At 55.1% G+C, this 14,990-nt stretch carries 14 protein-coding genes; 4 read left to right on the forward strand and 10 right to left on the reverse strand.

The genetic code is table 11. The features are described 5' to 3' along the window. The first annotated feature begins 22 nt into the window (after positions 1-22). On the forward strand, positions 23-730 hold the full coding sequence (gene lexA, locus OCA8868_RS02030) for a transcriptional repressor LexA (protein WP_093994876.1): 708 nt from the start codon (positions 23-25) through the stop codon (positions 728-730). Here lexA and OCA8868_RS02035 read toward each other — a convergent pair. Beyond that, on the reverse strand, positions 727-2,784 hold the full coding sequence (locus OCA8868_RS02035) for a ComEC/Rec2 family competence protein (RefSeq protein WP_179214747.1): 2,058 nt from the start codon (positions 2,782-2,784) through the stop codon (positions 727-729). The two genes, lexA and OCA8868_RS02035, sit on opposite strands and share 4 nt — an antisense overlap. Before the next feature lie 90 nt (positions 2,785-2,874). Here OCA8868_RS02035 and gltX point away from each other — a divergent pair, with 90 nt between their 5' ends. The 3 genes from gltX (at position 2,875) to OCA8868_RS02050 (ending at position 7,019) form a co-directional block, all read left to right on the forward strand. Then, on the forward strand, positions 2,875-4,278 hold the full coding sequence (gene gltX, locus OCA8868_RS02040) for a glutamate--tRNA ligase (RefSeq protein ID WP_093994878.1): 1,404 nt from the start codon (positions 2,875-2,877) through the stop codon (positions 4,276-4,278). Positions 4,279-4,375: 97 nt separating this feature from the next. Then, a complete protein-coding gene (locus tag OCA8868_RS02045) occupies positions 4,376-5,662 on the forward strand; it encodes a citrate synthase (protein WP_093994879.1) in 1,287 nt (428 codons plus the stop codon). Between the two features lie 196 nt (positions 5,663-5,858). Beyond that, a complete protein-coding gene (locus OCA8868_RS02050; protein WP_093994880.1) occupies positions 5,859-7,019 on the forward strand; it encodes a calcium-binding protein in 1,161 nt (386 codons plus the stop codon). On the opposite strand, the gene OCA8868_RS02055 is transcribed toward OCA8868_RS02050, so the two are convergent. From OCA8868_RS02055 to OCA8868_RS02095, 9 genes are all read right to left on the reverse strand, one after another. Next, complete coding sequence (locus tag OCA8868_RS02055) at positions 7,016-7,792, reverse strand: enoyl-CoA hydratase-related protein (protein ID WP_093994881.1); 777 nt, start codon at positions 7,790-7,792, stop codon at positions 7,016-7,018. The two genes, OCA8868_RS02050 and OCA8868_RS02055, sit on opposite strands and share 4 nt — an antisense overlap. Before the next feature lie 89 nt (positions 7,793-7,881). Further along, the gene (locus tag OCA8868_RS02060) at positions 7,882-8,328 is read right to left on the reverse strand and encodes a cytochrome c-type biogenesis protein (RefSeq protein WP_093994882.1); all 447 of its coding nucleotides are present in this window, start codon (positions 8,326-8,328) and stop codon (positions 7,882-7,884) included. Further along, positions 8,325-10,361 (reverse strand): heme lyase CcmF/NrfE family subunit, encoded by a 2,037-nt coding sequence (locus OCA8868_RS02065; protein ID WP_093994883.1) that lies wholly within the window; start codon positions 10,359-10,361, stop codon positions 8,325-8,327. The genes OCA8868_RS02060 and OCA8868_RS02065 overlap by 4 nt, the downstream gene beginning before the upstream one ends. 72 nt (positions 10,362-10,433) lie before the next feature. After that, positions 10,434-11,009 (reverse strand): holin family protein, encoded by a 576-nt coding sequence (locus tag OCA8868_RS02070; RefSeq protein WP_093994884.1) that lies wholly within the window; start codon positions 11,007-11,009, stop codon positions 10,434-10,436. Further along, positions 11,000-11,611 carry a holin-associated N-acetylmuramidase gene (locus OCA8868_RS02075; RefSeq protein WP_093994885.1) on the reverse strand — a complete coding sequence of 204 codons (612 nt, stop codon included), beginning with the start codon at positions 11,609-11,611 and terminating at the stop codon, positions 11,000-11,002. Before OCA8868_RS02075 ends, OCA8868_RS02070 begins: the two co-directional genes overlap by 10 nt. Positions 11,612-11,656: 45 nt before the next feature. Beyond that, positions 11,657-12,139 (reverse strand): cytochrome c maturation protein CcmE, encoded by a 483-nt coding sequence (gene ccmE, locus OCA8868_RS02080; protein ID WP_093994886.1) that lies wholly within the window; start codon positions 12,137-12,139, stop codon positions 11,657-11,659. 9 nt (positions 12,140-12,148) lie between these two features. Further along, positions 12,149-13,177: an N-acetyl-gamma-glutamyl-phosphate reductase gene (gene argC / locus OCA8868_RS02085; protein ID WP_093994887.1), complete on the reverse strand. Its 1,029-nt coding sequence runs from the start codon at positions 13,175-13,177 to the stop codon at positions 12,149-12,151. Positions 13,178-13,229: 52 nt separating this feature from the next. Further along, complete coding sequence (gene murI / locus OCA8868_RS02090; RefSeq protein ID WP_093994888.1) at positions 13,230-14,039, reverse strand: glutamate racemase; 810 nt, start codon at positions 14,037-14,039, stop codon at positions 13,230-13,232. Between the two features lie 4 nt (positions 14,040-14,043). Next, entirely contained in the window at positions 14,044-14,928 is an 885-nt protein-coding gene (locus OCA8868_RS02095) for a lysophospholipid acyltransferase family protein (RefSeq protein WP_093994889.1), read from the reverse strand. Between the last annotated feature and the right edge of the window lie 62 nt (positions 14,929-14,990).

Below are 14,990 nucleotides of genomic sequence, written 5' to 3' on the forward strand. Positions count from 1 at the left end.
AGACCATTGAGGGAGAGGGCATATGCTCACGAAGAAACAACTTGATCTGTTGGAGTTCATCCAGAAACGGGTGCAACGTGACGGTGTCCCCCCAAGCTTTGATGAAATGAAAGAGGCGCTTGATCTGCGGTCCAAGTCGGGCATCCATCGCCTGATTACAGCGCTTGAGGAGCGCGGATTTATCCGCCGCCTCGCCCACCGTGCCCGTGCATTGGAAATCGTGAAACTGCCAGACGCCCTTCAGGCAAAGTTTGACGCACCCGTAGCGGGTGGCTTCCAGCCGCGCGTCATTGATGGCGACCGTCCTGACAGCCGCCCCGCCGGTGCACAGCCGCTTGAGAACGGCGGTGCGATTGATCTTCCGGTAATGGGACGGATCGCTGCTGGTGTTCCGATCGCTGCCATTTCAGAGATCAGTCATAATGTGTCCGTTCCGTCTTCTATGGTTGGTAAAGGCGAACACTATGCCCTTGAAGTTAAGGGCGATTCCATGATTGACGCCGGAATTAACGACGGTGATGTCGTGGTAATCCGTGAAAGCTCTACGGCGGACAATGGCGATATTGTTGTCGCCTTGGTGGAAGATTCTGAAGCCACGCTAAAGCGCTATCGTCGCAACGGTGACGCCATCGCGCTTGAGGCAGCCAACCCCGCCTATGAAACGCGTCTGTTCCGCGGTGATCAGGTCAAGGTGCAGGGCCGTTTGGTCGGTTTGATCCGCACTTACTAATCAAAAAGACGACGACGTAGGGATGCGGTGTTCCAGTACCGCTCCCCTGTTTGGTCCTGCGCGCTGATTAGCGTCAACTTCCCGTTTTCGATATAGCCCGCTAAAGCACCCGATTGGCGTAAGCGTCTGATGTCAAAGACAGTACAGCCTTCAATGTTGTCCAATTCCTGATTGGTAATAACAAGGTCTGCGCCGCCACACCCATCGAGCGCTGCGACTGCCATTGATCCGCGCAGGTTCAACACACGACTGTCACCAACCCTTGCGAACACGGTTCGCCCCTCCTCAATCAACCCGTCACGGCTAAACGCCACGACCTGGGCAACCGGTGCGCCATCGTTTTCCAACCAATTGCCAACGGCAAAGGATTCTCCTCTTTCTTTGGAAACGGCTCGCCCTGTAGGTGTCATAACCCCGATCAGGGACCCTGTATCTGCGATCAATAGCGCGGGACGTTCCACAATATGCCACAACACAAATGCCGATAGGACGGGGGCGACACCAAGCCAACGCAACCGACCACGCCAAAGAACTACAAACAGACCGCCCAGCGAAATCATCGCTAGAACCTCTGATCCGGGCGTCGGTACATGGCGCAAGGCGGCGTCCTGATTGGCCACGAAGTGCGCGACGGCCAATATCCAACGCAACCCAAGATCCATGACCCAAAGGCCAATCATCTCAAGCCCGAGTGGCGCGAATACCGTTGCAACCACGGCTGCGGGCATCACCAGTGTTCCCATAAGCGGCACCGACAGCAGGTTCGCGATCAGGCCGAATTGCGCGATTTGGTTGAAATGGAATGCCGCAAACGGTGCGGTTGCCAACCCTGCGACCAAGGATGACAGGAAAACAGCACAAACAGATTTCACCCACCTTGGAACGTCAGGCAGCTCTAACTGTCTCATCAGCCCGAATACTGCGACCAGTGCCGTGGTCGCAGCAAAAGACATCTGGAAGCCGGGGCCGAACAGTGCTTCAGGGCGCAATGTCAGCACGATCATCGCAGCAATCGCGACCGCCCGCAGCGTTAGGGCGCGTCGGTCGAAAAGAACGGCGATTAACATAACAGCCACCATGACGAAGGCCCGCTCTGTGGATACGTTTCCACCTGACAAGGCCAAGTATCCAGCTGCCGAGACCAACGCGCCCACGGCGGCGATCTTTTTTACCGGCCAGTGCAACGCGGCATAGGGCCAAAGCGCCATGGCGTAACGCAGTGTAGAAAAAATAAACGCCGCGAGAATCCCCATGTGCATCCCGGAAATCGCCAGCAAGTGCGCGAGGTTTGAGGCCCGCAGCGCGTTTACACTGTCCTGCCCCATGCCGGAACGGTCCCCCGTCATGATGGCCGCCGCAAAGGCACCAGATTCGCCGTTCAGACGATCCTGAACCGCCGCACTGATCGCCACCCGTTGGCGGTAAACCCAAAGGCCCGCGGCTCCTTCTTCGGCCTCAGCGCCCAATAGAACGGGAGTGCGCGTATATCCAACGGCCCCCAAGCCTTCGAACCACGCCATACGTTGAAAATCAAATCCCCCCGGTTCAACAGGACCGCTTGGTGGGGACAAATGCCCCGTCATCAAAACCACCTGCCCTGGCTCAGGTGCGAAAAACCCTTGTTCGCCATGTAGTGACACCCGAACCGTCGCTGGTGTGCGTTGCATTTCCATGCGCGACAGGACGACGTGGTCTAGCGTTAGCCGCACAGCGTCTGAGTTCGAGCGGTCAATCTCGATAATACGGCCTTGGATCGGACCGTAGTACCGAAACTCCAACACAGGTTCGGCGACCATATTGGTGCGAAGCCCCGCGATTGCGAACCCTCCTGAAAGCAAAGCAAGGACTGTAATCCAAAGACTAAAACGTTCAGAACAAACGACAAGCGCACCAAACAACGCGACCGACAGTGCGAACGCTGAATATGTGGTTAGAACAGCTGGTTCGACAGGCGCAGCAAAGTACCCCGCGATACCGATGCCAAACAGAACAGGCGCCCAGCCAAACAGATCACCACGCTGCGCAGTAACCTGCGCCCATGCGTCATTCAGCATGCGCACTTGTCCTTACCCCGCGCTGTTAGTATTCCCGCTTCAAGCCCGCCAATCCTAACGAAATGGTGGTTAGCAAAAGGTTAATTTCCCATGTCGCAAGCTCAAGTTGTCACCCGTTTCGCCCCGTCCCCAACTGGGGCATTGCACATTGGCGGCGCTCGTACAGCATTGTTCAATTGGCTTTATGCACGTGGACGCGGCGGTAAGTTCTTGCTGCGTATTGAAGACACAGACAAAGCCCGCTCAACGGACGAAAACACGCAGGCCATCTTGGACGGCCTGACATGGCTTGGCCTTGATTGGGATGGTGAGCCAACGTCGCAAGCCGCACAAGCTGCACGTCACGTTGAGGTTGCGCAGGAAATGCTCGCCAATGGGCACGCCTATAAATGCTTTGCCACACAGGACGAAATCGAAGCCTTCCGCGAGGAAGCGCGTGCAAACAAAACCTCGACCCTCTATCGTTCTCCTTGGCGCGATGTGGCGGATGCAGATCACCCTGATCTGCCTTTCGTTGTCCGCGTCAAAGCCCCACGGGAAGGCGCGACGACGCTTCATGACGAGGTTCAGGGCGACGTAACATGGCAGAACGAACAGCTTGATGACATGATCCTGCTGCGCAGCGACGGTTCGCCCGTTTATATGTTGGCAGTTGTTGTTGATGACCACGATATGGGTGTGACCCACGTTATTCGCGGGGATGACCATCTCGCCAATGCATTCCGTCAAAACCTGATCTACGACGCGATGGGTTGGGACAAACCCACCCTCGCCCATATCCCGTTGATCTTTGGTCCAGACGGTAAAAAGCTATCCAAACGCCACGGTGCGACAGGTGCGGCTGAATACCAGGCTATGGGATACCCAGCGGCCGGCATGCGCAACTATTTGACCCGACTGGGCTGGTCCCACGGCGATGACGAGTTTTTCAGCGATGCCCAAGCTCGTGAGTGGTTTGACCTTGGCGGTATCGGCAAAAGCCCTGCGCGCTTTGACACAAAGAAGCTGGAAAACATCTGTGGCCAGCACATCGCCGTGTCAGATAATGCTGCACTGCTGCATGAATTGGAGGCCTTTCTTGCTGCGACCCAGCAAAACGCCCTGACGTCACAACAGCATGACGGATTGTTGAAAGCGATGGAAAGCCTGAAAGAACGCGCGAAGACCTTTCCGGAACTTATTGATAAAGCACAATTTGTTCTTACATCTCGCCCTATCGAGATCACTGAAAAGGCAGCAAAATCACTCGATGATGTACACAAAGGTATACTGAAAGAATTGACGCCGCAGTTGCAAACTGTTAGCTGGGCGAGAGACGAACTCGAAGGGATCGTGGCCGCCCTCGCTGAGGCCCATGATACAAAACTTGGCAAGCTTGCAGGGCCTCTTCGGGCGGTCCTCGCTGGACGACATGTTTCCCCTTCGGTCTTTGATATGATGCTGGTCCTTGGGCGCGACGAAACAATCGCCCGCATCGAGGACGCAACTGGCTGAAACACTTTCGTTACCTTTTGCAGGTACGGGGTGTCTTGACCGGAAAACCGCAGACGCCACTTGGGTCCACCAAGGGCGTACCTAGAAAGGGATAAACATGACCAAGAACGCGACGTTGACGATTGATGGCAATTCTTTTGAGCTGCCGATCCACACTCCTTCTGCGGGCCCTGATGTTATCGATATCCGCAAGCTTTACGGTCAGGCTGGTGTGTTCACATATGATCCGGGCTTCACGTCCACCGCTGCCTGTGACAGTACAATCACGTTCATTGACGGCGACAAAGGTGAGCTTTTGCACCGCGGTTACCCGATTGATCAGCTGGCCAGCCAGTCCCACTACCTCGAAGTATGCTTCTTGCTGCTTTACGGCTACCTTCCAGAAGCCGACGAACTTGAGAAGTTTGAGCGTCTGGTAACAAACCACACGATGATCCACGAACAGATGCACAATTTCTTCCGTGGCTTCCGTCGCGATGCGCCGCCAATGGCGACAATGGTTGGTGTTGTAGGTGCGATGTCCGCGTTTTATCACGACTCCACTGACATCAACGACGAACACCAGCGCGAAGTTGCGTCCATCCGCCTTGTGGCGAAGATGCCAACGATTGCTGCCATGGCCTATAAATACTCCATCGGCCAGCCGTTCGTGTACCCGCGCAACGACTTGGACTATGCGTCCAACTTCCTGAACATGTGTTTCTCTGTTCCAGCAGAAGAGTACCAAGTGAATCCGATCCTCGCCCGTGCGATGGACCGCATCTTCACACTCCACGCGGATCACGAGCAGAACGCATCAACATCTACTGTACGTCTTGCATCATCTTCGGGTGCAAACCCGTTTGCATGTATCGCTGCTGGTATCGCTTGTCTCTGGGGCCCGTCCCACGGTGGTGCCAACCAAGCCTGCTTGGAAATGCTCAAAGAGATCGGTTCTATTGACCGCATTCCTGAGTTCATCGCCCGCGCGAAAGACAAGAACGACAGCTACCGTTTGATGGGCTTTGGCCACCGCGTTTACAAAAACTTCGACCCACGCGCGACTGTTATGAAAGAGTCCGCTGACGAAGTGCTTGAACTGCTCGGCGTGGAAGACAACCCGCTGTTGCAGGTCGCAATGGAGCTTGAAAAGCAAGCGCTTGCGGATCCGTACTTCGCAGAAAAGAAGCTGTTCCCGAACGTTGATTTCTACTCCGGCATCATCCTCGAAGCGATGGGCTTCCCGACATCTATGTTCACACCAATCTTCGCGATGGCGCGGACAGTTGGCTGGATTTCCCAGTGGAAAGAACAGCTCGCAGATCCACAGCTGAAAATCGGCCGTCCACGTCAGCTGTACATGGGCGAAACATCACGCGATTACGTGGACATCGAAAAGCGCTAGGCAAACTCACATTCATGCTAGGGCCTCCGTGACATATCTCGGGGGCCCTTTTCGTTTGTGTAGCCCGCTAATCCTTTTAGGCTAAAAGCGTGGTGGCTAAATAGACAGGCCAGAAACAGATTGTTTCTTGATCCGCCGAGACTATCATCACAAACAAGTTTAATACTCTGTAAATTCATCACCCTGGAGTTGAGTCGTGGAAATTTTGTTACCGTTGTTGCTTGGGTTTGGCCTGCTCTCGTTATTCTCTGCCTCCTCCTCGGATAGCGATCCAGAAGACTCAACGCCAGATACCCCACCTCTCCCGACAGATGGTGACGATGCGGTTGTGCTTACCGGTGGTCCAGACTTGTTTTTGGGAACGGACGGAGATGACAACATTGATGGCGGTGAAGGTTTTGACACACTCTCAGGTGGCGAAGGCAATGACACCATCGAAGGTGGGCGTGGTAAGGACTCGGTTTCCGGTGGCTCAGGATATGACACCCTCTCCGGAGGCGCATGGAACGACACCCTGGATGGCGGTTCCGGTTTTGATGACCTCGATGGCGGTGATGGCAATGACATCCTCTTTGGCGGGCTGGGTAAAGATCTGTTGGAAGGCGACGGTGGCAATGATGTGCTTCACGGCGGCGAATGGATCGATGGCCTATTCGGCGGTGACGGCGATGATACCCTTGTGGGCGACGTCGGCGACGACATCCTGAATGGCGGTGACGGTATAGATATTCTCAGTGGCGGCGATGGCGACGATATAGGAATTGGAGGAGACGGTGCAGACACCATATTCGGCGGTGATGGTGATGATCTACTCCTAGGAAGTTCTTTCCCTTCAATTGATCCCGCTACATTTCGGGCAATCCGCGATGGCAGTGATCTTGATGAATTTGGCCGCGACGCATTTTTAGCCGTCAAAGGTGGTGACGGCTATTTCGACTCTCTTGTAGGCGGGAATGGTGATGACTTCTATTACCTTACAGACGAAGCTGATGAAGCACGCGGTTCACACAGTGGTAAGGATACCTTCATCGTATTTTCCGAACTCGGCGAAGCCCTTGACGGAGAAGGTGATGTCACCTTCATCCATGACACTGAGGAAGTAACAATAGACGATCCACCTGGAGTTATGATTCACGGGTTCAATCCATCCGAAGACGTGCTGGTCATCCTCCATGATGGGGCTACCGCCACCCCTGTTCTTTCCTTCGAAGAAGGAGCAGCACGTTTGAACCGCAGCTACGAATCTTCCTATGTCGTCAATGTTTTCGCTGACGGTATACAAATCGCGACAGTCAGCACGGATGAATCTGTATCTGCTGTTGACGTTCAAGCTGCGTCGGTGCTTCAGGTAATTTAACGTCCCTCGTATTTCGCAGGGCGCTTCTCTAGGAACGCCAATACGCCCTCTTGGAAGTCGCGGGTTTTGCCGCATTCACCTTGCAAACGCGCTTCGGTCGCAAGCTGTTCATCTAGTGTGCTTTCAAATGACCCTCGCAGCGCGGTTTTGACGCGCTGATATGCTGCCGTTGGGCCAGCGGCGAGGTGCAAAGCGCGGTTTGCGACGTGGGTGTCGAATTCTTTCAGCGGAACTGCTTCATAGATCATGCCCATGTCGGCGGCCTGACGGCCTGTAATATTGTCCCCAAACAACGCAGCGCCCATCGCCTTTGCAGCCCCCATCTGACGCGGCAACCAATAGGTGCCACCTGCATCAGGGATCAGGCCAATACGGGTAAACGCTTGAATAAAATAGGCTTCCTCAGCCGCGATCACCACGTCAGCCGCCAGCGCAAGGTTCGCCCCCGCCCCTGCCGCCGCACCATGCACCGCGCAGATTGTCGGGATTTTGCAGTCAAAGATCGCCTTAAGCATCGGCACATATTCATCCCGCAGGGTGCGTTCCAAATCTAGGTTCGTGGCGTTACCGCGGTCTCCCAAGTCTTGTCCGGAACAAAACGCATCCCCCGCGCCACCGATCACCAACACACGTGCCTCACGTTCCGCCGCTTTAACGGCGTGAGTAATTTCAGCCCGCATCTGAACATTCAGCGCGTTTTTCATGTCCGGACGGTTCAGTGTCAGCGTGGCTACATTATTTGCTGTCTCGAGGCGGATGGCGGAATATTCCATTGGGCGTCCTTTGTGTGGCGTTGCACCTACACTACTAAACTCTCCGGTTCAGAAAAGCCTAAACGCAACGTCATAGAAACCAGCGTGGTTTAGGATTTCATGATCTTATCAATACGGGCCTGTTCTTCGTCGCTCAGCGCTTCAGGGCCGACGGCGCGGGACCGACCACGTATCGTGACAGCCGCGATACCACCTGCCAAAAACAGCATAATCGGCGCGGCGAGCCACAGCGCGAAATTTGCACCCTCAACCTTTGGACTGAGCAGGATGTATTCGCCGTAGCGGTCAACCAGGTACTGCACGGCTTCATCGTCAGTATCGCCCGCAACAAGCCGCTCACGCAGCAGAATACGCAGGTCACGCGAAATTCCTGCGTTGCTCTCATCAATGCTTTCGTTGCGACAAACTGGACAACGTAGCCCCTCAGACAGAGCACGAGCGCGAAGTTCCAGCGCTGCGTCCTCCAACACCTCATCCGGTTGAACAGCCGCTAAGGGCGCTGCGAGCATGCACAGAATGAACGCCAGCCACCTCATTCTGCTGGCACCGTGTTTGAGGTGGTCTTTGCCGCACCAGCCGCAACGCGCAAGCGTCTATCTGAAAGGGAAATAAAACCACCCAATGCCATCAAGATCGCACCGCCCCAAATCCAGTTCGCGAAGGGCTTAATGTAGGTGCGCACAGCCCACCCCCCGCCGGTTTGTGGATCCCCAAGCACAACATAAACATCCCGTAGAACGCCATTACGAATGCCGGCTTCTGTTGTCGGCATCTGTGCCACTGGATAGACGCGTTTTTCGGCAAACACCTGCCCGACAAAACGACCGTTGCGATAGACATTCATCTCGCCGCCTTCGCCGTAGTAATTCGGCCCATCAATCTCAACGACTGCGGCCAATTCGATTTCGTGGATACCAACTCCCCAGCGATCGCCAACTTGGGCCACACGGATGTCCTCCGCTTCCCACGCCATTAACACAGCAACCGCAAACACCGTGATCCCAAGGCCTGCATGTGCTGTGAACTTCCCCCAGTCCGCGCGTGGCAGTCTGGTAAGGCGTTTCAGCCGATCCGAAAGCGCACCGCGCCCTGTGCGCAGCCAAATGTCCATAGATGCGCCACCCACAACCCAAACGCCTAAGACCACGCCAATGGGCCCCATAGCAGAGCGACCCGTTTGCATTGCGAATGCCAATGCCCCGAGGGCAATCGCAAGCACCGCAATTGGTGCCATAGACTTCATAGCCTTACTTAGGCTGCCGCGTTTCCACGCAAGCACCGCACCGACAGGCAAAATGATTGCCAACGGAACAAAGATCAGCGTGAACGCGAAGTTAAAGAACGGCGGGCCGACAGAGACCTGTTCAGGTTTGTCGAATAACCCGAACGTATAAAACGGGTTCGCCATGCCGCCGCTCCAGACGGGGCTTGCGGATGCGATCTCAACCACCAATGGCCAGATCGTGCCCCAGAAAACCACGAAGCTCGACACAGCAAGCAGCACGTTGTTGGACACCAACGCCGTTTCACGGCTGACCAGCCCGAACACGCCTTTGGCTTCCATGGCTTTGGCGCGCAAGGCAAACAACAGCAGCCCCCCGCCAACGAAAACCCCAAGGATCATAAGAATAAACACGCCGCGTTCAGGATCGTTGGCGAAGGCATGCACCGACGTCAGCACGCCGGATCGCACGATGAATGTCCCAAGCAATGAGAACCCGAATGCAAGGATTGCTAAGAGAATGGTCCATGCTTTCAGGCTCTCGCGCTTCTCAACCACGATAGCGGAGTGCAACAAAGCAGCGGCCAATAGCCACGGCATAAAGGATGCATTTTCGACCGGATCCCAGAACCAGAAACCGCCCCACCCGAGTTCGTAATAGGCCCACCATGAGCCGAGCGCGATGCCGATGGTCAAGAATATCCACGCCGCCAAGGTCCAAGGGCGCACCCAACGCCCCCAAGCGGCATCAACGCGCCCTTCGAGCAAGGCGGCGATCGCAAAGGAGAATGACATGCTGAGACCAACATAGCCGAGGTACAAAAACGGCGGATGAAACGCGAGGCCCGGATCTTGCAACAGCGGGTTCAAGTCTTGGCCGTTAAACGGAGGATACTCCAACCGCTCAAACGGGTTGGATGTGAACAGAATGAAGCCATAAAACGCGATACTAACTGCAGCCTGAACGCCTAGAACTCGTGCGCGCAAGCTGGCGGGCAAGTTGCTCCCGAACCAGCTGGCACAAGCGCCGAACAGCACAAGGATCAGCAACCAAAGCAGAATCGAGCCTTCATGGTTCCCCCAAACGCCGCTAACTTTATAGAGCATCGGCTTGTCGGAATGGCTGTTGGCCGCCACTAGGCGCAGCGAGAAATCAGATACGACAAAGGCATACATTAGTGCAGCGAAACTAAATCCAACGAGAAGGAACTGCACCGTCGCCGCAGGATCGGCCAGTGCCATCCAGCCACGCCATCCCTTGTGAGCGCCAAAAATTGGTACAACCATCTGCACGACCCCAACGAGGGCGGCCAGAATCAATGCGAAGTGTCCGAGTTCAATAATCATGGCGCGATTATAGGTCAGATGCGCTGCGCCGCCAGCGAAACTGCGATCACAAAACTGGGCGAAACGTCACGGCTACGATTGGTGGTGCTGCCATTCGACGAGCGCTGGGTTTGACGCAGGCGTTACTGCTCCCAACGTCAGATCGGCTGAAGGCGAACTTTGTGCGACTTGCGGCGTGTCATACTGCATTGCCTGAAGCGAACGCGTATTTTCGATCACTGTCGGAACCCGCGCCATTGTTTGCGCGATTGATTGTTGAAAATCCTGACTATGGGCTTGATGACGTGCGCCAAAATAGAAGCTGACAATCGCTCCCATAAGCCACCACAACGGATCCGGCACCAGTGCAATGCCCTGCATTCGTGTCGCAAACCATACCGGATCAACCATCGCGACCACAAATAACCCAATGGTGCCGAACGCCAACAAGGGGCGCGGCAGACGGTTTAATCCGTCCATCAACCGGTCAAAGAAGCCCGACCGAGGTACAGCGAACTCGGACGCGAATTGCTGCATGGATTGGCGTTTTATCCCCGCCTGACGCACAGCCGCGCCTTCGGCGTTCTCGCGAAAAACATGTGCGGTTTCGGCGACGACATTGCGGCCATCGCCAAACACGCCCGTGAATATCCGTTCAATCAAACCCATCTTGCTGTCCTATCGCGATGCTGGGCGTCGCTCAGGTGAAACCGTGGCGAAATGAACTCTTCCGCCCGTGTAATCCAACCGCCTTTCCCACCATCGCGCCGCTGTGCGTATTTACGACTGGCGGGACGCGCATCCGCGAGCGCGTAGTAATAGTTTCGTCGTGCAATGCCGTAGGCATCAACGAAGTGATCAACGGCCGCTGCCATGCCCTGTTCCGCTGCGGCGATCGTCTGCGGCCCGATCACCCCATCAACGATCACCGCTATGCGCATATCTTGCAGCAAACGCTGCAAAATCCGAACCGCATTGGCACCGGCGTTCACATACATATCAAACACGGACGCTTGCAGCGCGGCTGGCAGCCTGCTGATATTCGGGCGAAAAAAGTAGTGGTCAATGAAAATGGTGACAGCCTGTTCGCGCGTGAGCACGCGTACGTCCTGTTCCGTCACCTGCCCGTCGCCATCAAGATCAAGCCCAAGCCGGCGCATCGTGTGAATGGTCACACCATGATTTGTCGCACCACCGGGATCATCAGGGTCGTTAACGTATCCGCCTTCTCGGGCGACAATACCTTCGGCGATTTCTTGAACATTGTGCATCGCGGCACCCCCATGCAATTGCGCATAAAGGGTGCCCGTATGGGGTTAACCGCTGGTAACGGCACCGTCCGTTGCGTCGCTTGCTTGCTCTTCAACGGGTTCACAATAGTTCTGCTGCTCGTGCATGTTTTCAACTTCTGCCGGCATGTATGTTTCGTCATGTTTTGCAAGAATTTCAACAGCTTCAAACGTGCCGTTAATGTAGTTTCCTTGCCCGACCATGCCTTGGCCTTCTTCAAACAGGCTTGGCAAAATGCCCTCAAACGTCACTGGAACAGCCGTAAAGCAATCGGTCACAACGAAGGACACATGGGTGCCCTCACCGCGCACGATTGAACCTGCCTGCACCATACCACCGATACGGAACAGCTCAGATTCTTGTGGCGGTTCGGCCAGCACTTCACTGGGGGATCGGAAATAGTTGATACCATCGCGAAGCGCATAACCAATTACAGCCGTGGACAAGCCAAGGGCAACGAAAGCCACGACAATAATCTGGATACGGCGTGTTTTCTTAAGCGATTTCATCGGACTACCTTACGGGAATAACGGAGCCATCATAAGCCCCTCAGTCTCAGGAAGACCTAACATCAGATTTGCGTTCTGCAAGGCTTGCCCGCTGGACCCTTTGGTCAGGTTATCGAGTGCTGCTATGACAATGGCCCGCCCATCGCGACGATCCGCAACCACCCCGACGTGACAGAAGTTGGACCCACGGATATGGCGAATGCTCGGGTGTTCGCCAAAGGGCAGCACGACGATGAATGGCTCGTCCGTGTAGGCCTTAACCAACACATCATGAATGGTCTGCGCATCACCCTTAACGTAATTTGTCGCAAGAATTCCACGGTTTGCAGGAATTAAGTGCGGTGTGAACTGAACCTCAACCGACCGCCCAGCAATCGCTGAAAACTCTTGATCGAACTCGCCCAGATGACGGTGCGTACCACCGACGGCATAGGCATGCGCGCCTTCCGACAGTTCTGCGTGCAGCAGGTTTTCCTTCAAAGACCGCCCCGCGCCAGACACCGCGCAGGCCAAATCCATGATGATTTCATCAAGGTCGATCACCCCCGCTGCGATCAAAGGCCGCAGCGCAAATTGGCCCGTCGCCGCATTGCAACCCGTTCCGGCCACTAACCGCGCTCTGGCAATCTCATCACGGTAAAACTCGGCCAGGCCGTAAACAGCCTCTTTTTGCAGCTCAACGGCTGAATGCGCGTTCCCGTACCACTTTTGATAGACCTCAGGATCGCGCAAACGGAAGTCGGCGCTGAGATCAACAATCTTTAGCGTCTTTGGCAGCTTCGAGATCACCTCTTGGCTGGTCTTATGCGGCAACGCACAAAACGCCAGATCAATGCCTTCAAAATCAACGTCATCAATGGTTGTCAAAACCGGCAAGTCTAGATGACGTAGGTGTGGAAACACCTGGGCCATGCTTTGCCCGGCTTTGGAATTGCCCGAAAGTGCTGCGATTTCGATATGCGGGTGGCCAGCAATCAAGCGCACCAGTTCAGCGCCCGTATAGCCAGAGGCCCCAAGGATTGCGATTTTATAAGTCATTTCAATGTCTCCGTGGCCAAAACCATGTGTTCTGGCGTGCGTAAAGTATCAGTTAAGCGGCTTGAAACTGAATCTCTCGTCGCAGGAATTGCGTGGCGCTATTGCTCACGCGTTTTGGGTCACCAGACGTCAGGAAACAGGCCTCGCCACTGCCTACCATCTGTGGGTGGCGGTCCAGATAATCCGCTAAGCTTTCGGCAACCAGATTGGCCTGCGAAAAAACCTTAACGTCATCGCCAAGCGCCTTCTGGAACGTGTCCTGCATCAACGGATAATGCGTACATCCCAAAATCGCTGCGTCTGGTTGTGGCATTTTACGTTTCAGCGCATCTACATGGCTGTTCACCAATGCTTCTGCCAAGATCAGATCATTATCTTCAATCGCGTCAACGACACCACCGCAGGCCTGCGCTTCGACATCAACGCCAATCGCGCGGAAAGACAGCTCACGCTGGAATGCGCGGCTGGACACGGTCGCAGGCGTCGCAAACAGCGCCACATGCTTCACGTCAACTTCGCGCGGCGGAGAATTATCCCCCCATGCACGTTCGGTCAGGGCTTCGATCAAGGGAACGAACACACCAAGCACGCGTTTTCCCTCAGGCACCCAGCCTTCTTGCATCTTTCGCAGTGCAGCAGCCGACGCCGTGTTGCAGGCCAAGATCACCAGATCACATCCGGCATCAAACAGCGCTTGGGTCGCAGCTGTGGTTTTGTCGTAGATGTCATCAGCCGTACGCACGCCGTAAGGCGCATGGGCACTATCGGCATAGTAGACGAACGGCACATCCGGCAGGCGCTTTTGTACCGCATCCAGTACCGTCAACCCGCCTAAACCACTGTCAAATATACCTACTGCCATCTGCTTAACCTTTGCGTTTATAGCGTTCGTCAAATTCATGCCCGAATGTGTGAACATTCAAAGGCTTCGGGCTTAGCTCATACGTGACTTTTCGCAAGAAATCCATGCAGCTTGTCGCATCACTTTTATAGGCATCAAGCGTATCGGCGGGAATAGGCTTTCCGATAACAACTCGCACGTCTGACCCGACCCGCGCCCTGAACTCACGGACCAATAACCCCATCCGCAATGTGGTGTGCAAATGGCTCGCCAATTGGAACGCGCGACTATTAGCGCCTTCAAAGAAAATCGGGACGACAACCGCATCGCTTTTTGACACCATCTTGGCCGTGAAATTGCGCCATTGCGGGTCCATCGGTTTGGAAAAAGGCCGTGCTGACGTGCTCACTGTGCCGCCCGGGAAAATCCCCATCGCGCCACCTTCCCCAAGATAGCGCAGCGCTTCTTTGCGGGTCTCAAGGTTCAGCTTTGCGGCCTCCTTCGTTTCATCAAACGACACCGGCAAGATGACCCTTTCCAGATCGGGGGATTTACGAAATACCGAATTTGCAAGGATTTTGAAATCCCCTCCACGGCGCTCAGATAGAATGCGCCCCATCATTAAACCATCCAGAATGCCGTACGGATGATTTGACACGACGATCAGCGGTCCGGTCTTCGGAATATTCTCCAATGACCCACCAATCACGTTGAGGTTCAGTTTATATCGCTCTGTTATGACGCGCCAAAAGTCGGCACCCTGCGCGACCTCAGTGTCATATCCACGGGCCTTGCGGATCAGGCGAATTCGCCCTGTGGCGTTTTCCATCACTCGAATAACCGCACGTCCGCCTTTTGAGGCAGCAGAGCTGGCATAAGAAATATCGCGCGCGACTTGGTTCTTCGGCATAACATCCGTCGTCAACTCATTCTGCCACTAAGTAACCCGTACTCGTTTGAACTTCCAGCGAA

The organism is Octadecabacter ascidiaceicola, from assembly GCF_900185015.1.
Taxonomy (GTDB): domain Bacteria; phylum Pseudomonadota; class Alphaproteobacteria; order Rhodobacterales; family Rhodobacteraceae; genus Octadecabacter; species Octadecabacter ascidiaceicola.